Origin of the sequence: Algibacter aquimarinus (genome assembly GCF_039543265.1) — a bacterium.
GTDB classification, from domain to species: Bacteria; Bacteroidota; Bacteroidia; order Flavobacteriales; family Flavobacteriaceae; genus Algibacter_B; species Algibacter_B aquimarinus.
Genome location: NZ_BAABJK010000011.1, coordinates 53,593 through 77,975 on the forward strand (window position 1 = coordinate 53,593; position 24,383 = coordinate 77,975).

Below are 24,383 nucleotides of genomic sequence, written 5' to 3' on the forward strand. Positions count from 1 at the left end.
AATTAAAATGCATTTTATTCTATTTTTTAGCATTTTAGCAAAAAAACATCTACTTTTCTATCGAATTTAAACCCAAATTTAAATTTAATATTTTACTCAAATCAAGTAAACTAAAGAAAAACCTACTATGAAATTTAATTACTACATATTAATTATAATATTTTGTTGTAATAATTTCATGTTTTCTCAACAGATTACTGTAGATAATTCTGTACCATTACAACAACTGATTGAAGACAATCTTGTAGATGGTTGTGTAGAAATTACAAACATTACTTCTGCGGTTAATGGAACGCCTTTTGGTGTACCAAGTTTTGGTTATTTTGAGCGTGCTAGTTCTAATTTTCCTTTTCAGAATGGTATACTTTTAACTACGGGAAATGCCACAGCTGCTGGAAATGGTGTTATTACACCACCTTTAAGCGATGGCTCCTCAGCTTGGGGGACAGATCCTGATTTAGAAACGGCATTAATGACAACCAACACACTTAATGCAACTTCTATAGAATTTGATATTACTTCTATTTCAAGTCAATTTCAATTTAATTATTTGTTTGCCTCTGAAGATTATGATGGTATCAACCCTTGCCAAGTTTCAGATGGCTTTGTTTTTCTTATAAGAGAAACAGGAAGTAATGCGCCTTATCAAAATATAGCATTAGTTCCAGGCACTACAGACCCTGTTAATACTGGAACTGTTCATACTAATTTATTACCCGCTTGTGCTGCTCAAAATGAACAGTATTTTGATAATTATAATATCGGAGACACAAACTATATAGGTAGAACCACAGTTTTAACAGCTTCAACAACTATAACGCCCTATGTCTCATACCATGTAAAATTAATTATAGCTGACCAAACTGACGGTACCTTTGACTCAGCAGTTTTTATTGAGGGTAATAGTTTCAAGATACTAGATTTAGGAGATGACATATCTACTTGTGCCAGTTCTGCCTTATTAAATGCTGATATTCAAAACCCACTAGCTACATATGAATGGTTTTTAAATGGAACATCTGTTAGCGTACAAACAACACCAACATATAACGCAGTACAAAATGGCACATATCGAGTTGAAGTTACAGTTCCATTAAATGGAATGGATTGTGTTGAAGAAGATGAAATAGTTATTGTTCTAAATACTGAAGAAGCCATAACATCAATATCTAATTACGAATTATGTGATAGTAATAATAGTGGTGACGCAACAGAAATATTTGACCTATCAACAAAAACCGCAGAACTAATACCAAATATTCCTTTTACAAACTATACATTCTCGTATCATTTATCTGAAACTGAAGCAAGAGGAAATGTAAATGAAATAACAACGCCAATTTCTAATCCTCAAAACCCACAAGAAATCTTTGTACGTATTGAAGATTTAGATACCAACTGTTTTGCCTACACTAGTTTTAACTTAATAGTAAACTCGCTTCCTAATTTAATTACTCCTACAGATTTAGAAGTATGTGATAGCGATGATTCTCCTGATGGTTATTCAGTAATAGATTTATCTGTTAAAGATGATGAAATAACTGCTGGCGACCCAAACTTAAATGTTACCTATCATTACAACTCTACAGATGCAAGTAATGGCAACAACCCTATTCCCATACCTTATATTAATGTCAACACCCCAACAGATGTGGTTTACGTTAGAGTTGTTAACTTACAAACTGGCTGTGTAAACACTTCTGTACTTAACGTAAATATTACAACAAGCCCTATTGTAAATCGAGACACACAATATATTGACGCTTGTGATCCAGATTTAGATGGTACCGCAAATTTTGACTTAACACAAGTAATTGCAGATATATTAAATGGGTTAACAGGAGTCACGGTTACGTTTCATGAAGGTTTTGATGACGCTCAAATTGGTGCAAATATTATAGCAAACGAAACAAATTATCAAAATTTAGTACCAGAACAACAAACACTTTATGCCAGAATTGAAGATGATGTAACTGGTTGTGCATCAGTAGTACCAGTTGAAATTCACACCAATTTGTTATTAACTGGTACAGATACCGGAGATTTTGCCTTGTGTGATACCAATGATGATATTAACGATACACTAGATTTTAACCTTAACACTGTAGAAAATTTCATCAGTAACAATCTACCTAACCCTGTTACTGTAACGTTTTTTGAAAATGAAACAGATAGAGATACCAATACAAATCCAATAGATAAAACTCAACTATTTGCAGCTGTTAGCCCTACAGTACTTTATATAAGATTAAATGATGGAAATTGTAGCCAGGTTGAAGACATTACACTATTAGTAAACCCTATTTTACAGTTTACTCCTGCTACGCCACTACCATATTGCGATAATGATGATGACGGTATTACTAGTATTGATTTACATTCGTTAGACGATTTAGTAACCGGAGGAAATACAGACTTTGAAGTTAGATATTTTCCAACACAGTTTGATGCAGAAAATTTTAACATAAATAACAGTACAACAAACGAGTTACCGCCTTTTTACACAAACACAAATCCAATAGAAACTTTGTATGCAAGAATAGAACATATTCTTACGGGGTGTTCTACCGTAAATCCATTCGACATTGAAGTTCTTGTTGCTCCTGCCGCAAGTAATCCATCCCCATACATAATTTGTGATGATGACCAAGATGGATTTTTTATTGTCAACCTAGAAGACAAAATTTCTGAAGTTGTACCAGATACAACTAATTTAAATATAGATTTCTTTACTTCTTTAGATGATGCAAATACATTTACAAATGCGATTCCAGCAGCAGACTTAACTAATTATAACGCCAATACACAAACTATTTACATACGGGTTGAAAGTAGTATAGATACTTCTGGCTGTTTTAATATTGTAGAATTAGAAATTATAGTTAATACTCTACCCATTATTCCAACGATTGAAAATTTTCAAATTTGTCAGGTTGGAGGAAGCAGTACAGCAGATTTTTTACTTTCTGAAAAAGATACTGAAATTTTAAATGGACAAATTGATAAAGATGTTTATTATTTTGAAGACGCTGCATTAACACTCCCTATTGATAAAAATAATATTTATCAAAACACTTCGAGCCCGCAAACTATTTATGTACGTGTAGAAAATATAACTGATGCAAATTGTTTTTCAACCAGTTCTTTTATCATGCAGGTATCGCCAGATCCCATATACAATTCACCTACACCGTTTTTAACATGCGATGATATTAGTAATGATGAAGTCGAAGTTTTCGATTTTAAAGAAAAAATTGCTGAAATGAAAAATGGTATTACAAATCCTGATGATTTAAATATTTCTTTTCACATAAGCTTTGATGATGCAGATCTTAGTAGTAACTCAAATCCATTACCTCTTACCTACAGTAACATAGCTAACCCGCAAACTATTTTTGTTAGAATTGAAAGTGACGACTCACTTTGCCATGTTGTGGAAGAAATAAGCTTAAATATTGTACCAGCGCCAGATATTACTCAAGTTACCGCACCTTTAATTGAATGTGATGTTGATTATGATGGTTTTACAACTTTTAATCTTGAAACAGCAGATTTTGATATTTTGGATAGAATACAGTCTAACCTAATTGTAAACTATTTTGAAAATGAAACTGATATAAATGAAAATGATGGTTTAGATAATTCAAATGCAATTCCAGACCCTCAAAATTTTATATCAAATTCAAAAACAGTTTATATAAAAGTTGCAAATACTTTAACTGGTTGTTTTAGTGTAATTCCTTTACAACTTATTGTTAACCTACCACCCTTAACAAATACAATTGGTACCATTGAAATATGCGATAACGAAACAGACAGCTACGATTTAACTCAAATTGATACGTTAATTGTTGATGATATAAGTACGGTAAATATTTCATATCATAATACCTTTGATGATGCTAATAATAACACAGCACCAATTGGTAATACATTCAATTACACTTCAAATAACCATATGATTTATATTAGAGTATCTGATATAAGTTCGGGTTGCCCTATTGTAGTTTCATTTGAACTACAAATAAATCCTAACCCAATAGCAAATACACCTCCAGGATTATTTTATTGCGATAACAATGCTGACGAAACTGATGCATTATTATTTAATCTTACTGATAGAGATAATATTATTTTAGGAGCTACCCAATCGCCTAGTCAATTTTCATTAAGTTATTATGCTTCTAATGAGGATGCAGAAAATAAAACTGATCCATTAAATAATTCTTATCTAGGGTTTGACGGTGAAACTATATTTGTACGCGTAGAAAATAATACCACGAATTGCTTCAGTTTAACGCAATTTAATTTAAACATAAAGAGAAGTCCAATAATTCCAATTAATCAAATTGTACCTTTATGCAATAACGATCCTCTTATAATTAGTGCAGAAACTGGAATAAATGGCGATTTATATGAATGGTCTACAGGAGAAACTGGTCCTGAAATAATAGTAGAACCATCAGATTTAACAATGGGAACTCTTGACTTATCTGTGAAGGTAATAAGACCTTATATAACTGGAGATTGCGAAACTGAACATAGTTTTACTGTAACTGAATCTCAAACGGCGATAGGAGATGTAAGTGCAAAAATAGATTTCGCAGATCCAAATAGTATAACTTTAGAACTAGCTAACGGTTTAATTGGTGATTACGTTTTTATATTAGATGATGATGGAGAACCACAAACCTCCAATGTTTTTAGTAATGTACCCTATGGTCCACATATAATCTACGTAAGAGACTTAAATGGTTGTGAAGATTTACCTATTAGTGTTTTTATATTTGATATACCTAAATTTTTTACACCAAATAGTGATTCTTTTAATGATAATTGGCATATAATTGGTGCAAATCAGTTACCTGGTAGTATTGTATATATCTATAATCGTCATGGTAAACTACTCAAAACATTACCTCATACTTCAATTGGTTGGGATGGAACTTACAATGGAGAAAACATGCCATCAGATGATTATTGGTTTGTTGCCAAGGTTATTCAAAATGGAGAAGCTTTCGATTTAAAAGGACATTTTACGTTAAAACGATAAACACAAGCGTGCGACAAGAAGCACCTTTTTTACACTTAATTAGTCTTTTTGTTCTTTTCATCTAAAAGATTTAAACCTTTATAGATTATTGAAGTCTAAAGTAAATTAAATAATTTATTTTAGAAGCTGATTATTTTAAAGTATTGAACCTTAAATCTAAATAAACTTAAAACCCTGAAATGCAAACTGGATCTTGGCTAAAAGTACTACTGCTTATTTTTGTTCTTTCTTTTTCAAGTTTTGTGCATGCTCAACTTAGTAAAAAACATTATATACCACCATTAACAAGTGGACCTGCAAACGCCGACCCAGGAGATCAATATATCTATATTTCTACACCAAGTAATTCACTAGTACCATACACTATAATTCCTATTGGAGGCACACCCATAACGGGAACTGTTTCAAACAATAATCCACAGGTTCAATTTATAGATATTGGTTTCGATACTCAATTATTTCAGAATTCTGAAGATACAAGTAAAGTAACTAACAATAAAGGATATATCATTGAAGCCGAAGCACCAATTTATGTTTCTGTAAGGATGAATGCTGGTTTGGGAAATAATGGGACTTATGCTCAAGCTGGAGCACTAGTTAGTAAAGGACTTTCTGCGCTAGATACTACTTTTAGAATAGGAACCTATACCAGCGCTAATCCACAAAATAATTATTTGAGTTTTTTATCTGTAATGGCAACAGAAGATAATACAACCATTAATTTTAACAACTTACCCTTGGGACTTCTCTTAGAGAGTAGCTTGGGCACAACTGCAGTTACAGGCCCAATTACAATAACGTTAAACGAAGGTGAGAGTTATATAATAGCTATTAATACAAATACTAATGGTCCTGGAGCTAATGGTTTAATGGATGGATTAATTGGGTGTTTAGTAGCTGCTGACAAACCTATTGCCGTCAATTGTGGGTCTGCCAATGGGAGTTTTGGGAATGGAGGAGCAAGAGATTACGGAATTGACCAAATAGCTGGTCTTTCAAAAATAGGTAATGAGTACATTTTTGTTAGAGGTAATGGAAACAATGATTGGGAAAATGTTTTAATTGTTGCGCATACTGATAATACTACAATCAGTATAAACGGCAATGCTACAGGTGTAACCATAAATGCAGGTGAGTATTTTGTTATTGAAGGTAATAACTATAGTACTGCTGGTAATATGTATGTTGAAACAAGTCAAAATGTTTTTGCGTATCAAGGAATTGGTTCAAATTCTGAGGCTAATCAAGGTATGTTCTTTGTCCCTCCTTTAAGTTGTGAAACAAGAGGAAATATTGATAACATTCCAATTATTGATTTTATTGGTAATACACCTTATACCGAAAACAGTGGTGTATCAATAGTTACTAAAGTTGGAGCTACGGTAACTATTAACAATCAACCACTTACAGTTACTCCAAATGCCGTTACCGGAAAACCAGATTATATTACTTATACTGTAACAGGTTTAAGAGGAAATGTTTCAGTTCAAGGTGATGACGAATTGTATGTTGCCTATTTCAACCAAAATGGAGCTGCAACATCAGGAAGTTTTTACTCAGGATTTCCAACAAATCCTGAAATTAATTTTGATGCCCAATTTGCCACTTTAGGTAATTGTATTCCAAATATAACTTTAGAAGCAGCCAATGCTCAAAACTTTGATAGTTATGAATGGTTTTATGATGACGGTTCTGGTTTTCAATTATTAGCCTCAAACGTGCCCTCAATCACACCAACAATTCCAGCAAGGTATAAATTAATAGGAACTATAACTTGTACTGGAGAAACTCTAGAATCAGTTGAAGTTCCAGTAAGTATTTGTCCTGATGACGTTGATAATGATGGCATAATTGATAATATAGATATTGATAATGACAATGATGGTATTCTTAACTGTACTGAATCAAGAGGGGACGTTGTTTTGGATTTATCAGATACAAGACCACCAAGACTTAGGTTTCAAGATGGAACTATTAATACAACAATAGCAACAGACAATATTACACTTAATAGAACAAGCCCAGGAACAAGTGTAATTAGGCTTACTGGAACAGGTAATATTACAAGTGAAATACCTCAAGATAGTAACGGTGAAAATATTTATGATTTAGCATTTACAGAACCCGTTAATATTAAACTATCTGAAGACACTTCACACACACATACGTCTGTTAATGGAGAATATTTTATTGCTAAAATCTTACCTGTAAATAAAAACATCACCTTAGTTGATCCAGATAATAGGCTGCTAGTCGATTCAAATTTTGATGGTCTTTTCGAAACTGGTGTAACTCAAATTTCAGGATCTGAAATTCGTTTTAAATATAATCCTACTCCCAATGGAAATACGCCTTATCAATTTCTTGCAAATCAAGTTGATGGCTTTCAGTTTTTTCATATACTACAAAATGTATCAGTAACATCAAGTTTTCAAACAAACATTTCGCTAACCTGTTTTAAAAATGATAATGATTCTGACGGCATTAAAGATGAACTAGATTTAGACAGCGATAACGACGGTATTCCAGATTTTGTCGAAAATCTTGGAAGCTTAGTTACTTTATCTGGAGTTGATGCAGATATTAACGGACTAGATGATATTTTTGATATTAACGCAATACCGCTAGATAGCGATAATGATGGAGTATTCGATTTTTACGATTTAGATAGTGATAATGATGGTATATACGACTTAATTGAAGCAGATCCAACGTTTACAAACTTATCAGATACAGATGTAAATGGTATTGATGATGGACCTATTTTTGGAGTTAATGGTTGGGTTGACAGAGCTGAAACGTCGCCAGACAGTAACTTAATAGGTTATACACCTAACGATCTTGATGCAGATACTGTTTTCTCTTATATAGACCTTGATAGTGATGGAGATACATGTAGCGATGTTATTGAAGCTGGGTTTTCTGATGGAAACGGTGATGATTTATTAGGTGACAACCCTGTGATTGTTGATACCAACGGACTAGTTACTAACTCTGCTGATGGTTACACTGCACCAAATCCTGATTTTTTAAATAATGCTCCTATAGTTATAGATATACAACCAGTAAACACCACAACTTGTGAATTATCAGACGCGATAATATCTATTTCAAGTACAACTTTCGATACTATACAATGGGAAGTAAGTACTGATGGAATTACTTGGAATATAGTAGTTGATAATGCAAACTATAGTGGCTCACAAACTCCTAACTTAAATATTTTAAGTACACCATTATCATTTAACACTTACAAATACAGAGCAGAGTTAAATAGAAATGGAAATGGTTGTGGATTATATTCAGATGAAATTGAACTCACCGTAAATCCTCTGCCAATAGTAAACTCACCTGTTGTTTTAATTCAATGTGATGATGACATAGATGGTATCAGCTTTTTTAACTTAACCGAGGCAAATAATGAGATTACTAGTAACGCTATAAACGAAACAATTACTTATTTCTTAACTCAAGCTGCTGCTATTTCTGGAGATATTACAAACCCAGATTATATAGCCTCACCAACCACTTACGAAAATAACTCTAGCCCTTTTTCAGATTTAGTTTGGGCAAGAGTAGAATCTCAATTTGGTTGTGCATCAGTTTCTGAAATTCAACTAAATGTTGGTACGAGTCAAATACCAGCTGGTGCTATTAATGAAATTCTAAATCAGTGTGATGACTTCTTGGATATTAATGGAAATGATAACGCAAATAACGATGACAGAGATGGTATAGCTACATTCGATTTTAGTTACGTTCAAGCTACTGTAGAAAATTTCTTTTTACCACAAACGCCTACCGTTACTTTTTACAGAAATGAAGCGGATGCTCTGGCAGAAAGTAATGCCATAACCAACACATCTAACTACAGAAATATTGGCTACCCTAATACGCAACAAATTTATGTTAGAGTTGATAGTCAAGTTGGTAATGACTGTCAAGCTTTTGGCCCATACATAACTTTAAATGTTGAACCGTTACCTGTTGCAAACTCAGTTGCAATTAACAGACAATGTGATGATGATAATGACGGCCAATTCCCATTTAACACCTCGCAAGTTGAATCTGATTTATTAGGAACTCAAAATCCAGCTGATGTTACTGTTGAATATTTTGACGCATTAAATAATGTTTTACCTAGCCCTTTACCAAATCCCTTTTTAACTGCTAGTCAAACCATTACAATACGTGTTACAAATAATACAACTTCAGCACCAGATGGCCCTTGTTTCGATGAAACGACATTAGAGTTTATAGTAGATGTAAGTCCAGTTGCAAATCCTGTGACTGATTTTATAGTTTGTGATGGAGATTCTGGGGATATTGATGATGACCGCTTATACCCATTCGATACCTCAAATATTGAAAGTTTGGTTCTAGGCACACAAACAGGAATGGATGTTTTTTATACCTATCAAGATGAAAATGGAAATATAATTAATAATGCAACATCTCTACCAAATCCATTAATTTCAGGAATTCAAACTATAACTGTAGATGTTGTTAATCCAATAAACACAACCTGTTTAGCATCAACAAATATTAATTTTATTATAAACCCATTACCAGAATTTACAATTGAAACTCCTCAAATTGTGTGTTCTTCTGACCCTAATTTTACCGTTACTTTAGATCCTCTTGAAGCTGATAACTCTGAAGTTTTCATTTACGAGTGGTTTGACGAAAATGGTCTATCACTTTCAAATGATGAAACACTTACAGTTTCCACTCCTGGAACGTATTCAATTACATTAACAAAAACAGATGGTACAAATTGCTCAAGAACTCGAGAAGTTTTTGTGAATGCTTCAGAATTGGCAACTATAACCCAAGCAGATATAACTATAGTTGATATATCAGATAATAATACTATAACGATAAATGAAGCTAATTTAGGTTTGGGAGATTACGAATATGCTTTGGATGATGAATTTTCATCATATCAAGACGAACCCTTCTTTGATCGAGTTAGAGGAGGTATTCACACAATTTTTGTTAGAGATAAAAAAGGATGTGGTACTTCATCTATTGAAATTTCTGTGATTGATTATCCTAGTTTTTTTACTCCAAATGGCGATGGCACAAATGATTATTGGCAAATTTTGGGTATAAATGCTCAATTTCAGCCACAAAGTGATATTTATATTTTTGATCGATATGGTAAATTAATGAAGCAGCTGGATCCAATTTCTAATGGATGGAATGGTACATTTAACGGTCAAGTTTTACCTTCTGATGATTATTGGTTTAGAGTAATGCTCGATGATGGCAGGGAGTTTAAAGGACATTTTACTTTAAAACGATAACCGCATTATTTTGCTTAATTTTGCAAAATGCAATTTAAAATTGAATCAGAATTTAGCCCAACAGGAGATCAACCTCAAGCTATAGACCAACTTGTTGGTGGTATTAATACAAATGAAAAATATCAAACACTGCTAGGTGTAACAGGTTCAGGAAAAACATTTACTGTTGCCAATGTTATAAAAGAAGTTCAGCGTCCTACACTGGTTTTAGCACATAATAAAACTTTGGCTGCTCAATTATACTCAGAGTTCAAGCAGTTTTTTCCTAATAATGCCGTTGAGTATTTTGTATCTTATTATGATTACTATCAACCCGAAGCTTACATTCCAGTTTCTGGTGTTTACATAGAAAAAGATTTATCTATTAATGAAGAAATAGAAAAGATGCGTTTAAGTACTACATCCTCTCTACTATCTGGTCGTAGAGATGTTCTAGTAGTTGCATCAGTTTCGTGTTTATATGGTATTGGAAACCCTATTGAGTTCCAAAAAAATGTAATCACTTTAGAACGTGATCAAGTCATTTCTAGAACAAAATTACTACACCAATTGGTTCAAAGTTTATATTCTAGAACTGAAGCGGAATTTAATCATGGGAATTTTAGAATTAAAGGAGATACGGTCGATATTTTTCCAAGTTATGCAGATGACGCTTTTAGAATACACTTCTTTGGAGATGAAATTGAAGATATCGAATCTTTCAATATTCAAACTAATGAAGTTGTTGAGAAATATGATAGATTAAATATATATCCTGCAAATATGTTTGTAACCTCTCCTGAGGTTCTACAGGGAGCCATTAAAGATATTCAAGACGATTTAGTAAAACAGCACGATTATTTCAAAGAAATTGGGAAACACATAGAAGCAAAGCGACTGAAAGAACGTACAGAATTTGATTTGGAAATGATTCGAGAATTAGGGTATTGTTCTGGTATTGAAAACTATTCACGCTACCTTGATGGTCGTTTACCTGGAACCAGACCATTCTGCTTATTAGATTATTTTCCAGAGGATTTTTTAATGGTTGTAGATGAGAGTCATGTTACTATTTCTCAAGTTCATGCTATGTATGGAGGTGATAGAAGTAGAAAAGAAAACTTAGTTGAATACGGATTTAGACTACCAGCTGCAATGGATAATAGGCCGTTAAAATTTGAAGAGTTTGAAGCTTTACAAAATCAAGTTATATATGTAAGTGCCACACCTGCTGACTATGAATTACAAAAAACGGATGGTATTTATGTTGAACAAGTTATTCGCCCAACAGGATTATTAGATCCAATTATTGAGGTAAGGCCAAGTTTAAATCAAATTGATGACTTAATTGAAGAAATACAGCAGCGTGTTGAAAAAGATGAGCGTACTTTAGTAACAACTCTTACAAAACGAATGGCTGAAGAATTGACAAAATATTTGGATAGAATACAAATTCGTTGCCGATATATACATAGTGATGTTGATACTTTAGAGCGTGTTGAAATTATGCAAGATTTACGTAAAGGGTTATTTGATGTATTGGTAGGTGTTAACTTATTACGTGAAGGCTTAGATTTACCAGAAGTATCGTTAGTAGCCATTTTAGATGCAGATAAAGAAGGCTTTTTACGTTCTACAAGATCATTAACTCAAACCGTTGGTAGAGCTGCTAGAAACCTAAACGGAAAAGCTATTATGTATGCTGATAAGATTACAAAAAGTATGCAAAAAACAATAGACGAAACTGAATACCGACGAGAAAAACAAATTGCTTACAATACCAAAAATAATATAAAACCTAAAGCGTTAAATAAAAGTTTAGATAATGCATTATCAAAAAACTCTGTAAGTACTTATAGTTATGAACTTGAGGCATTAAAAGCTGCAGAACCTGAAAGCGAATATTTAAGTAAACCCGAGTTAGAAAATAAAATAAGAGAAAAAAGAAAATTAATGGAAGAAGCTGCTAAAGCTTTAGACTTTTTAGTAGCGGCAAAATTACGTGACGAAATAAAAACTTATCAGAAAAAACTAGAAAAGCTAAAAGTATAAACTTTTAGCTTTTCAATACCCACATTAAGTGGGCAATAAACACTTCGAATTAATCTTAGCAAAATATCTTAATTGTACTGCGTTTTGAAGATGTCTATCAAAACATCTGGCGGTACTATTTTATTTGGAAAACTTTCCATTAAGTAAAGTACTTTGGTAATAGATTCATGGCTAAGCCCCATACGTAATCCAAAATTATATAACTTTATAACTCCTGAAGAGTTGTTTCCTTCATTTGATTCTTGTTCAATATTCATAAGTAAAACTAACCTATGAAACTGCACTATACGCTCACTGTGCGATTTTAAATGTGTATATGTAACCGGGTGCTCTATTAAATATTCAAAATCTTCACGAGTGATATCTAACTGTTTTGCAACACCTAGTAAAAAATTATACTCTATTCTTTGTATGTCCTTATCGTATTTTGCAAATGCAATCATTTCTGACAAAAGACTCAATTTTTCTACTCTATTAACCATTATATAGGGATTAATTAATTACAATATAAAGGTACGTAGAAGAGTAATTTATTAATCGTAGATATAACGTAACTTATCGAAAAACACCTAGTATTTGGTCGTGTATTTTATTTATTTCGTCAAGTTTATAAAAAATTAATCTAAAAAAAATGCGTTTCATCATTACAGCACTTAAAAAAATAAAGACTTACAGGTTACTTAAATTGTTGATTTTTAAGTATTTAATCGCTAACATTTTCATTCTAAAAATAGTTGAATAAAATTTACATTAGCTTATCTTTGAAAAAACTCATAAAACGCTAATTTAACAATTACGACTACTCAAAATCGATGAAATGCAATTACAAAAGCAGATATAATTTATAAAATGACTAATAACGATATATTTAAAAAATTACGAGTTGCTTTAAAGCTCCGTGATGACGATATAGTAAAAATTTTAAGCCTTGTAGATTTTAGAATTTCTAAAAGTGAATTAGGTGCTTTTTTTAGAAAAGAAGACCATCCTAAATATATGGAGTGTGGTGATCAAATTCTAAGAAATTTTTTAAACGGACTCGTTATACATCTTAGAGGACCAAGACCTGAAAAAACTAATAATAAACCACAAAAAAAGAGCAACAATTAATTGTTGCTCTTTTTATTTAAATATAATTTTACTTTTTAAGCTAATACTTGCTGAACTTTATCTGCAGCTTCTTGAAACTCTGTTGCACTCATAACATCTAATCCAGAATTATCAATTAATTCTTTAGCTATATCTGCATTCGTTCCTTGTAAACGTACAATAATAGGTACATTAATATTACCCATATTTTTGTAAGCGTCTATAACTCCTTGCGCTACACGATCGCAACGAACTATACCTCCAAAAATATTTATTAAAATTGCTTTTACAGCTGGATCTTTTAATATAATTTTAAATGCTGCTTCTACACGAGCTGCATCAGCAGTTCCACCCACATCTAAAAAGTTAGCTGGTTCTCCCCCTGCTTGCTTTATTAAATCCATAGTCGCCATGGCTAATCCAGCACCATTAACCATACATCCAACATTACCATCTAAATCAACATAATTTAAACCAAGTTCACCTGCTTCAACTTCAATAGCACTTTCTTCTCGAACATCTCTTAAGTCTACATAGTTTTTATGTCTGTAAAGCGCATTATCATCAATAGTTACTTTGGCATCAACAGCCATTATTAAATTATCACTTGTTTTTAAAACTGGATTTATTTCAAATAAAGATGAATCAGATTTAACATAAGCAGTGTACAAAGCAGTAACAAACTTTGTCATTTCTTTAAACGCTAAGCCAGATAAACCTAAATTAAAGGCAACACGTCTTGCTTGGAATGGCAATAATCCAACAGCAGGATCAATTTCTTCAGTAAATATTAAATGTGGCGTTTCTTCTGCAACAGTCTCAATATCCATTCCTCCTTCCGTAGAATACATAACCATGTTTCTACCTGTAGCTCTATTTAATAAAACAGACATATAAAACTCGTCTGTCTCAGTTTCACCTGGATAATAAACATCTTCAGCTACTAATACTTGATGAACTTTTTTGCCTTCAGCTGAAGTTTGTGGTGTTATTAATTGCATTCCTATAATCTGTCCAGCAATATCTTCAACTTCTTTAAGGTTTTTAGCAAGTTTAACACCGCCACCTTTACCACGACCACCTGCATGAACTTGTGCTTTTATAACATGCCAGCTTGTACCTGTTTCTGATGTTAGTTGTTTTGCAGCTGCAACCGCTTCCTGTGCATTTTGAGCAACTATACCACGTTGTATACGTACCCCAAAACCGTTTAATATTTCTTTACCTTGATATTCGTGTAAATTCATAATTTGCCTAATAGTTTAAGAAAAGCAAAAGTAAATAATAGCAGTTAATTAATCTAATTTTTAATTAAGAATACCTATATAAAAATTCCTTAAATCATAATGTTAAATAATTAACACTATGTTTAATTTTATTATTTTTTATTCATTTTATTTTTTATTCATATTAAAAAAATATCTTTGAAAAAAAATTTGAATTCATGTTAGAAAGTCAATTGGTAAAAATTGCCGAAGAATTTGGAAGTCCAGTATATGTTTATGATGCAAATAAAATTGAGTCACAATACAAAAGACTTACAAATGCCTTTAAAAATGTAAAAAAATTAAAATTAAATTATGCTGTTAAGGCATTATCAAACATATCTATTTTAAAGCTTTTTAATAAATTAGGTTCTGGTATAGATACTGTTTCTATTCAAGAAGTTCAATTAGGTCTGGCTGCTGGATTTAAGCCAGAGCAAATTATATTTACGCCTAATGGTGTTTCTCTATCTGAAATTGAAGAAGCAGCTAAATTGGGAGTTAAAATTAATATAGACAACCTTTCTATATTAGAACAATTTGGCACAAAGCATCCAAAAACTCCAGTTTGTATTCGTATTAATCCGCATGTAATGGCTGGTGGAAATGCCAATATTTCTGTAGGGCATATAGACTCTAAGTTTGGAATTTCTATTCACCAGATACCACATATTTTACGTATTGTAGAAAATACTAAAATGACTATTAACGGTATACACATGCACACTGGTAGTGATATTCTAGATATTGAAGTATTTTTATATGCTAGTGAAATACTATTTGATACAGCAAAGCAATTTGATAACCTAGAATTTATAGATTTTGGTTCTGGTTTTAAAGTACCATATAAACTAGGCGATATAGAAACTAATATTGAAGAACTAGGAAAAAAACTATCTAAGCGTTTTAATGAATTTTGTGCGGATTACGGTAAAGAATTAACTCTAGCCTTCGAGCCAGGGAAATTTCTAGTTAGCGAATCTGGTTATTTTCTAACAAAAGTTAATGCAGTAAAACAAACCACATCAACAGTTTTTGCGCAAGTTGACTCTGGGTTTAATCATTTAATTCGCCCAATGTTTTATGGATCGCACCACGATATTACAAACATATCAAACCCAAAAGGAAGAGAACGTTTTTATACCGTTGTGGGATATATATGTGAAACTGATACTTTTGGAAATAACCGTCGAATTAATGAAATTAATGAAGGAGACGTTTTATGTTTTAAAAACGCTGGTGCATATTGCTTCTCTATGGCAAGTAATTATAATTCACGTTACAGACCTGCAGAAGTACTATGGTATAATGAAAAAGCTCATTTAATAAGAAAAAGAGAAACTTTTGAAGATATTTTAAGTAATCAAGTTGAAGTAGATTTTTCAACAAAAAAAGAGAAATTAACTTCAGTGTGAAATTAAAAAAAGCGTTTCAAAAAAAATTGAAACGCTTTTTTTTACTAAGTATATTATTATTTTTTTATGAATTTTTTAGAAGATATACCCTCATCAGTTTTAAAAGATATTACGAATAATCCTGAGTTTAATTGATTTACGTTTATTGACGAAGAAATGGTATCAGTCTCTAAAACTATCCGACCTGAAATATCAGAAATAGTTATAGAATTAATATTAATGGACTTTTTTACTTCAAAACTCAAAATTTCATTTACGGGATTTTCTTTTAATTTTATATCAAAATCAGTTATTTGGTACTCATTATTATCTAAAGTGTAAGATATTAATGTTTCCATAATTTCTTCGTTTATAGACACCAAAGGCACTTCAAGCAGAGTAGTTCTAAAAACAAGGTCGTTATTATTAGCATCATAATAAAAGTATGATGTTTGGGTACCAGTTGTAGTAACAGGCACAGGTAAAGGTGGAACAATTGTCGAAAGGTTTAAATTCTGAACAACTTTTAGCCTGGTTACTTCGCCATCAAAAGTACCAACTTTTAAATTTCCCCAAGCATCTACATCTACATTTAAAGTACTTCCACTTAAAACATCACCAGAAAACGTCCCTGTAAAGGTTCCTTCAACTGCATCTGTACTAGAGTAACCAAAACTTAAAGGAAACGCTCCTATTATTCCTGTATCAGAATAATTTAACTGAATGCCAGAAGATAATGCAGACGTAACAGATATAACATTATTAATATCTGTGTTAAGGCCAATTGTACTTATTATTGTTGAACCATCTGTAGTTTCAATAGTTGAAGCTGGCAGCATAACTGTATAAGTGTCTGTTAATACTGTTGTTGTGTTTGTTAAACTTGTAAAATCCCAAGATGCATTTGCACCTGAAGAGGATTGATCTAAAGTACCAGTTGTTAAGAGATATTCTGATCCTGTAGCACTTTGAAGTTGTTCAATATCCTGTTGGGAAAAACTAAATAAAGTTGAAAAAAATAGTAAAAAAAGTAGTTTTGTTTTCATAATTATATTTTGGTTTAAAACTACAAAAAAGTATGGTTCATACATCGTAAATATCATACATAACAAAGAATATAAAACTCGAAAACAAAATAAAAAACAACATATGTCAGATTAATTTAAATAATTACACTTAAAAAGATAAAATGGCGTTATTTTTGGTAAAAACATTTTTAATGAGCTTTACAAATCCTTTGGTTTATGGTGTACCATGCTTTTTAGCCCTTATACTCCTAGAATTATCATATAGCAAGCACCATAAAGAAAAAAAAGATTTATATAAATGGAAGGATTTAGTGGCTAGTCTTACCATGGGTATTGGCTCAACTATTATTGCTCCGCTTACAAAAACAATTGCAGCCATAGTTCTTTTTGAATATGTATATGAAGTTTTTAACCCAGAAATTAATGGTGTACGCACAAACATTATGGGTTGGGAATCTTTTGGTTATGCTTGGTATATTTGGTTGCTTTGCCAATTAGCTGATGATTTTAGCTATTATTGGTTTCATAGGCAGAATCATAATATTCGATTTCTTTGGGCTGCACATATAGTGCATCATTCATCAGAAAATTTTAATTTAGGAACTGCAGTAAGAAACGGTTGGTTTACAATTTTTTATAAGCCATTTTTTTACATGTGGATTCCTGCAATTGGTTTTCCACCAGAAATGCTTGTTGTTTGTTTAGGTATTGAGGCCTTATGGCAATTTCAACTTCATAGTGTATTTATTCCTAAAATGGGAATTATTGAAAAAGTATTTAATACGCACACTATGCATCAAGTGCATCACGCCCAAAATATAGAGTATATGGATAAAAACCATGGTGGTTTTCTTAATATTTTTGACAAACTTTTTGGCACTTGGAAAGAGCTTGACGAAAATATTGACATAAAATATGGTGTTACTAAGGCACCTAATTCTTACAACCCGTTAATTATCTTAACTCACGAATACAAGGATATATGGAACGATATGAAAAAATCGAAAAACTGGTACCATAAATTTATGTATGCTTTTGGCGCCCCTGGTTGGAGTCATGACGGAAGTACTTTGACAATTAAACAACAACAAAATCTTTATAAATAATTAACATTTGTTAATTATTTTAACTGAATTAACAAATAATCTTTAAAAAATTTGTTAATACTTAATATTTTGTATAATATTATAACTATTCCCTAAGTCTTTTTAATTGCTCAGTATAATTAAAAAAGGCATCAATGATAAAATACTTCAATTTTACTTTAAATAGAGATCTCTCTACAACTTTTCCGTATTCTTATTTTAATACTATTCTTTTTTTGGCTAACACTGGCTAATGTCATTTTGCAATTTACTACTCCTACAAACAACTAACCAAAAACTCTCAAAATGGAGGTAATAAAAACAAAGAATCTTTTTATCGCTGAAAATATCATCTCAGGATGTTTTCCTAATACACTACTCTACGTAATTAGAAACTTAGATGAAAGCATTAATCATTGCTATTCCTTTTTGGATTGTTATGAGTAAATAACACAAAAAATTAATTAAAAACTTATTAAACTAACTAAATACTTAACAATGAAAAAAATTATTCAAATTTCAACTTTTAGTTTTATCCTATTACTTACAGGATGTAATTCTGGTAATAAGCAACTTCAAGATAATATTGCAATGTATTCAAATACTTGGGGTGAGATTATAAATAAAGGAAACCTAGACCTTATTAATGAATCTCATTTTACTTCAGATGTTACACTTATTATAAGTCCTGAAAATGTTGTAGGTATTGAAGATTTCAAGGCTTACTACTCAGAATTTGTTACTGGCTTTTCTAATGTAGAATTTACTTTAGTAGATATTTTTGGACAAGGCGACAAAATAGTTAAACATTGGAATTTTAAAGGAACGCATTCTGGAAATTTCTTTGGAATTCCTGCAACAGGTAAATCAATTGATGTTGAAGGCACTACATTAGTTAAAATGAAAAACGGGAAAATTGCTCAAGAACAAGACTTCATGGATGGTTTAATATTTATGGAGCAACTAGGTATCGATCCGTTTTTAAATCCATCAAACACAGCTATAATTCAAAAGGTGTACAACGATTTTGCTAATGGAGATATACCTGCAGTTGGGGCAGCTATGGCTGAAGATATTGTTTGGAACGAAGCTGAAAATTTTCCTTTAGCAGATGGCAACCCTTATATAGGTTTTGATAGTATTTTAAATGGTGTTTTTGCAAGAATTGGTAGTGATTGGGAATATTGGAAACTTGAAGACTTAGAATTACATGAATTAACCAATAATAAAATTTTAGCTACAGGGCGTTACAATGCAAAATATAAAAAAAATGGAGCTATTATAAATTTACAAATGGCGCATTTATGGAAAATAATAGATGGTAAAATAGTTAGCTTTCAACAATATGCAGACACAAAGGGAATTAACGATGCTATGAACAAATAAACTAAAACGTACTTATTAAGTAATAAAACTGAATAATTAATTATGAATCAACCAAAATCAAAAATTATGAAGAAATTATTGTACCTAATCCTTTTATTACCTTTAGTAGTATTCTCTCAAGAGAACGAGAGGTTTTTATTAAACATGTCTGAAATCACAGTAAAACGAGGGCATGAAGTTCAATTTATTGAAGGAGTTAAATCCTGGAAAGAATGTTACTTGGAAAACGAAGGAGAAGACAAATGGAATATTTGGAGAAGAGTTCAAGGTGAAGGAACTGTTTACACCATGACAAGCAGAATGGCAAAATGGGCCGAAATGGATGAAAGTGGTGATGAAGCTGGAAAAGCTTGTAGAACGCTAGTTCAAAATTTTATTTTGCCTCATGTGGAAAGTGTGCATTATAATGTAGCTAGTTCTATACCAGAGATTAGCACAAAAACTCCAATGTCAGAAGATACAGAGCTTGTTAATGTATACAATTTCAAAATTTCTAACTCTACTACTTTTAGAGAAGTTGTAGACGCATTAACTTCAGAAATGAAGAAGTCTAAAGAAGGTAATAGAGCAACTTGGTATGCTGTTGTAGGTGGCGCTCCAGAAGTTGCAGACTTTTTTGTGGCGGTACCTTTTAAAAACTTTGCAGAACTAGATATTGAGCGAGATGGCGTTTGGAAAGTTTATGCAGATGCTAAAGGCAAAGACAAGGCAGCTGCAATACGAGATAAATTTAGAGCTTCTCTTGAAAGTGATTGGTCTTATATGTATACTCTAAACAAAGAACTTTCTAATTAGTAAAATCTTTATAAGTACGTTTAACAACTCGGATACTTTTAAAATTGTATCCGAGTTTTATTTAATGTTAGTTTATTATTTCCCTCAGATTTATTGAAATTTAGTCTAGAATCAACTTTAATAATTTCACAACCAACCATTATGCAACTAAAACAAACCCTAATTATTGCAATAACACTAGGAATAATTTCAATTACTGCATGGGAACTTTATTGGCGTTCTCAAGGTCTTGAACCTAATATTGATGACAATAAAAATCTTTGGACAAATCAAAGAGAAAAACTTGATGATAATACTGATAATAATGTTGTTTTCATTGGTTCTTCAAGAATTCTATATGATATTCAATTAGATATTTGGAAAGAAAAAACACAGACAAAACCTGTGATGCTTGCTACACAAGGCGCTTCGCCAATACCTCCTTTTAGAGATATCATTGAAAATACAGATTTTAATGGAACGCTCATAGTGGGTATAACCCCACCATTATTATTTTCTACTACATATCCACAAGCTGAATTCATGAAACGATCTCAGACTTTGGTTGATTATCATAAAACTAGAACTTATGCACAAAAATTAAATCATAAGTTATCAATTCCTTTACAAAGTAATTTAGCCTTTATAAGAGACGGGGATGAAGAATGGGATTCTGATGTTGACCTAAAAACACTACTTAAGCAAATTCATTTAAAAGAAAGAGCTGGTCCTTTTTTTCCACCCTTTAACAACTTTGAAGAAATCACTCTAGATAGACACATGAAAATGCCACAAAGAATGGTAACCGATACGGCTTACGCAAATACTGTAAAAAAAGTATGGAAAACGATATTATCAGGAAAATTTCCTCCACCAGATAAAGAAGCAACAACAAATGCTTTTCTTGAATTAGCAAATACTTTTAAAGCAAGAGGGGGAAATTTAATTTTGGTGAGATGTCCCTCATCTGGTTTTTTTCGTCATGTAGAGAATATGGGATTTCCTCGTAAAGATTTTTGGAATACTTTAGCAGAGAAAGTAGGTTCAAAAGCTTACCACTTTGAAGATTATGAACAATTTAAAGATTTAGAACTTCCAGAATGGTCGCATCTATCTCATGCATCTGCTCAATTTTTCACAACTGAGCTTATTAAAATAATGAAGGCTGATGGTGCTTTAACTAACTCTAAAACCAACTAATTATGTTATTCAATTCATTAAGTTTTGTTGTTTTTTTAGTTTTAGTGTTAGCACTATATTATTCAAAAATATTTAATTGGACTGGTAAAAAAAGAATGCTTTTACTAGCAAGTTATATCTTCTATGGTTTATGGAATCCCCCTTTAGTTATTTTACTTTGGATTTCTACTGTGGTAGACTGGACTACAGGTAAAAAACTTGCAACCGAAGTAAATCAAAGTAAACGTAAAATGTGGTTAATGCTAAGTATGTTAGTCAATCTTGGTTTTTTAGCTTTCTTTAAATATGGTGATTTTTTACTAGAAAATTTTGTTTCCTTAGTAAATATGGTTGGTATTGAATTCCAAGCTAGACCTATGGACATTATATTACCTATGGGTATTTCATTTTACACATTTCAAACCATGTCTTACACAATAGATATGTATAAGAAAAAAATAGAACCTGCTAAAACATTTTTAGACTTTGCCTTATATGTAACATTCTTTCCTCAATTAGTTGCAGGTCCTATTGTAAGAGCTCAAGATTTAATAACGCAATTTTATGAAGAAAAAAAAGCAACAGCAAATCAATTTATTTGGGGCTTATTTTTATTAACTATTGGATTATTTCAGAAAGTAGTTATGGCCGACACGTTGTTGTCAGAAACTTCAGATATTGTTTTTGGTTCAGATAAATTATTGCACGGAATTGATGCTTGGATAGGTACAGTAGCTTTTTCAGGTCAAATTTTCTTTGATTTTGCAGGCTATTCCACTTGTGCTATCGGAATTGCTTTAATGCTAGGTATTATTTTACCAGACAATTTTAGATACCCGTATGCCTCATTGGGCTTTTCAGATCTATGGAAAAGATGGCATATATCGTTATCAGCTTGGTTAAAAGATTATTTATATATCCCCTTAGGTGGTAATCGTCATGGCATTACAAAAATGTATGTTGCCTTAATGCTTACTATGTTGTTAGGTGGTTTATGGCATGGAGCAGCTTGGACTTTTATAGTTTGGGGTGGTTTACACGGTACATATTTGATTCTGGAGCGCTTACAAAGACGCTATTTACCCTTTAAAATAACTAAATGGAACGGAATCTTTTTAGCTTTTATAACTTTTAGTTGTGTTAATATTACATGGGTGTTTTTTAGAGCAAGGCAATTTGATACGGCTTGGAACATGATTAAATCTATGCTTTACATGCAAACTGAAGGAGAAAAAGTTTTACAAACTTTTGATATTATAAAAGTATCGGTCGTAATAACCATTCTCTTTTTATGCCATTGGATTATGAGAAACACATCAATGAAAGAAGTCTCTTTAAAAACACCAACTTGGGTTTTAGGTGTTTTTTGGGCTATTATGCTTTTCTTAATTGTTATATCACAAGGTAATGGAGAACAATTTATTTATTTCCAATTTTAATTTTACTAATCTAAACCCATAACGAATCAAATGAATACATCATATATATCATTTAAACCTTTAAAAGCAACCGACCGAATTCTATCCTTAGACATTATGCGAGGTATTGTACTTTTTGGAATTCTATTAATGAATATTAATGAAATGGGGTTAGCACACGCATATGGAGACCCAACAGGATCGGGTGGTGCTACAGGTTTTAACCTTTACACTTGGATAACAACAAACATGCTTTTTGAAGGCACAATGAGAGCACTTTTCTCATTATTATTTGGTGTTGGCATGTTTATTTTTTTAGATCGACTACAAAAAAAAGGCGCAGGTATTGAAGCCGCTAATATTTACTTCCGTCGTCTTATTTGGCTTCTTATCTTCGGACTTATTCATGGCTACCTTTTACTTTGGACAGGAGAAATACTGTATGACTATGCGCTGATGGGATTTTTGGTTTTTTCATTTAGAAACTTGTCTCCCAAAAAATTAATATTAACTGCTATAATTTTATTCTCCATTGGTTCATTTTGGAGTTATTATGATTACACTAAAGATGCAAAATTTATGGATAAAGTAAATTTAGCGCAAACCTATAAAACTGAAAACAAAGAGCTTACCAAAGAACTTAAAAAAGCAGATGAAAAATGGGAAAGCATGAAAAAAGAACGTTCTCCTGAAGCCATAGAAGAATATAATAATGACATGCATGAAGGCTACTTTAGTTTAGTAGCTTTTCTGTCAGAAAAAAATCAAGAATCTGATTTAGTCTGGCCATACCGATATGATGTTTGGGACATTTTAAGCATGATGCTTATAGGTATAGCTTTATTTAAACTAAAAATTCTTTCTGCTGAAAAATCCTATCGACTTTATATTTTAATGACCATCATTGGATATATTGTAGGGCTAAGCGTTAACTATTACGAAACTCAATTAATAATTAATTCTAACTTCTCATTTTTAAGTTTTTCCAAAACCAGTATCACTTATGATTTAGGTCGAGTTCCAACCGCCATAGGACATATAGGATTAATTATGCTTTTGTGTAAACTTCCCATTTTAAAATGGCTAAAGCAAGCTCTGTCAGCCGTTGGAAAAATGGCATTAACAAACTATGTTATGCATTCTGTATTTGCTATGTTTATATTTACTGGCGTTGGTTTTAAACTTTTTGGTACATTTAGCCGTCATCAATTACTTTATATCGTTTTTGGTATTTGGTTATTTCAATTAATAGCTAGCCCAATTTGGCTAAAATATTTTCAATATGGTCCTTTAGAATGGCTTTGGAGATATTTAAGTTACTTGAAAAAACCTGTATTCAAGAAATAACCACTTTAAATTCAGTTTTCCTTTT

The 24,383-nt window shown here is 31.8% G+C and carries 14 protein-coding genes; 11 read left to right on the forward strand and 3 right to left on the reverse strand.

Features of this window, described 5'->3' with window-relative positions; translation table 11 throughout:
* Positions 1-127 precede the first annotated feature (127 nt).
* The 3 genes from ABD939_RS14900 to uvrB all read left to right on the forward strand — a co-directional run bounded on the left by ABD939_RS14900 (position 128) and on the right by uvrB (position 12,393).
* Entirely contained in the window at positions 128-5,053 is a 4,926-nt protein-coding gene (locus tag ABD939_RS14900) for a T9SS type B sorting domain-containing protein (protein ID WP_345170248.1), read from the forward strand.
* Between the two features lie 179 nt (positions 5,054-5,232).
* Positions 5,233-10,362 (forward strand): T9SS type B sorting domain-containing protein, encoded by a 5,130-nt coding sequence (locus tag ABD939_RS14905; RefSeq protein WP_345170249.1) that lies wholly within the window; start codon positions 5,233-5,235, stop codon positions 10,360-10,362.
* Between the two features lie 27 nt (positions 10,363-10,389).
* Complete coding sequence (uvrB, locus tag ABD939_RS14910) at positions 10,390-12,393, forward strand: excinuclease ABC subunit UvrB (protein WP_345170250.1); 2,004 nt, start codon at positions 10,390-10,392, stop codon at positions 12,391-12,393.
* Positions 12,394-12,461: 68 nt separating this feature from the next.
* Here the strand turns inward: uvrB and ABD939_RS14915 are convergent, their stop codons facing one another.
* Entirely contained in the window at positions 12,462-12,875 is a 414-nt protein-coding gene (locus tag ABD939_RS14915; protein ID WP_345170251.1) for a TerB family tellurite resistance protein, read from the reverse strand.
* Positions 12,876-13,242: 367 nt separating this feature from the next.
* Between ABD939_RS14915 and ABD939_RS14920 the strand changes: the two genes are divergently transcribed.
* Positions 13,243-13,503 carry a DUF1456 family protein gene (locus tag ABD939_RS14920; protein ID WP_345170252.1) on the forward strand — a complete coding sequence of 87 codons (261 nt, stop codon included), beginning with the start codon at positions 13,243-13,245 and terminating at the stop codon, positions 13,501-13,503.
* Between the two features lie 35 nt (positions 13,504-13,538).
* On the opposite strand, the gene sucC is transcribed toward ABD939_RS14920, so the two are convergent.
* A complete protein-coding gene (gene sucC / locus ABD939_RS14925) occupies positions 13,539-14,729 on the reverse strand; it encodes an ADP-forming succinate--CoA ligase subunit beta (protein WP_345170253.1) in 1,191 nt (396 codons plus the stop codon).
* 197 nt (positions 14,730-14,926) lie between these two features.
* Between sucC and lysA the strand changes: the two genes are divergently transcribed.
* Positions 14,927-16,162, forward strand: coding sequence for a diaminopimelate decarboxylase (lysA, locus tag ABD939_RS14930; RefSeq protein WP_345170254.1), 1,236 nt, complete (start codon positions 14,927-14,929; stop codon positions 16,160-16,162).
* 56 nt (positions 16,163-16,218) lie between these two features.
* Here the strand turns inward: lysA and ABD939_RS14935 are convergent, their stop codons facing one another.
* A complete protein-coding gene (locus tag ABD939_RS14935; protein WP_345170255.1) occupies positions 16,219-17,187 on the reverse strand; it encodes a T9SS type A sorting domain-containing protein in 969 nt (322 codons plus the stop codon).
* Between the two features lie 173 nt (positions 17,188-17,360).
* Between ABD939_RS14935 and ABD939_RS14940 the strand changes: the two genes are divergently transcribed.
* The 6 genes from ABD939_RS14940 to ABD939_RS14965 all read left to right on the forward strand — a co-directional run bounded on the left by ABD939_RS14940 (position 17,361) and on the right by ABD939_RS14965 (position 24,358).
* Positions 17,361-18,275, forward strand: coding sequence for a sterol desaturase family protein (locus ABD939_RS14940; protein WP_345170450.1), 915 nt, complete (start codon positions 17,361-17,363; stop codon positions 18,273-18,275).
* Between the two features lie 477 nt (positions 18,276-18,752).
* Positions 18,753-19,640 carry an ester cyclase gene (locus ABD939_RS14945; protein WP_345170256.1) on the forward strand — a complete coding sequence of 296 codons (888 nt, stop codon included), beginning with the start codon at positions 18,753-18,755 and terminating at the stop codon, positions 19,638-19,640.
* 66 nt (positions 19,641-19,706) lie between these two features.
* Complete coding sequence (locus ABD939_RS14950; protein WP_345170257.1) at positions 19,707-20,435, forward strand: hypothetical protein; 729 nt, start codon at positions 19,707-19,709, stop codon at positions 20,433-20,435.
* A 141-nt stretch (positions 20,436-20,576) separates the two neighbouring features.
* Positions 20,577-21,614, forward strand: a complete 1,038-nt coding sequence (locus tag ABD939_RS14955; protein ID WP_345170258.1) for a hypothetical protein — start codon at positions 20,577-20,579, stop codon at positions 21,612-21,614.
* 2 nt (positions 21,615-21,616) lie between these two features.
* Positions 21,617-23,032 (forward strand): MBOAT family O-acyltransferase, encoded by a 1,416-nt coding sequence (locus ABD939_RS14960; protein WP_345170259.1) that lies wholly within the window; start codon positions 21,617-21,619, stop codon positions 23,030-23,032.
* A gap of 30 nt (positions 23,033-23,062) precedes the next feature.
* Positions 23,063-24,358 carry a DUF418 domain-containing protein gene (locus ABD939_RS14965; RefSeq protein WP_345170260.1) on the forward strand — a complete coding sequence of 432 codons (1,296 nt, stop codon included), beginning with the start codon at positions 23,063-23,065 and terminating at the stop codon, positions 24,356-24,358.
* Positions 24,359-24,383: the final 25 nt, after the last annotated feature.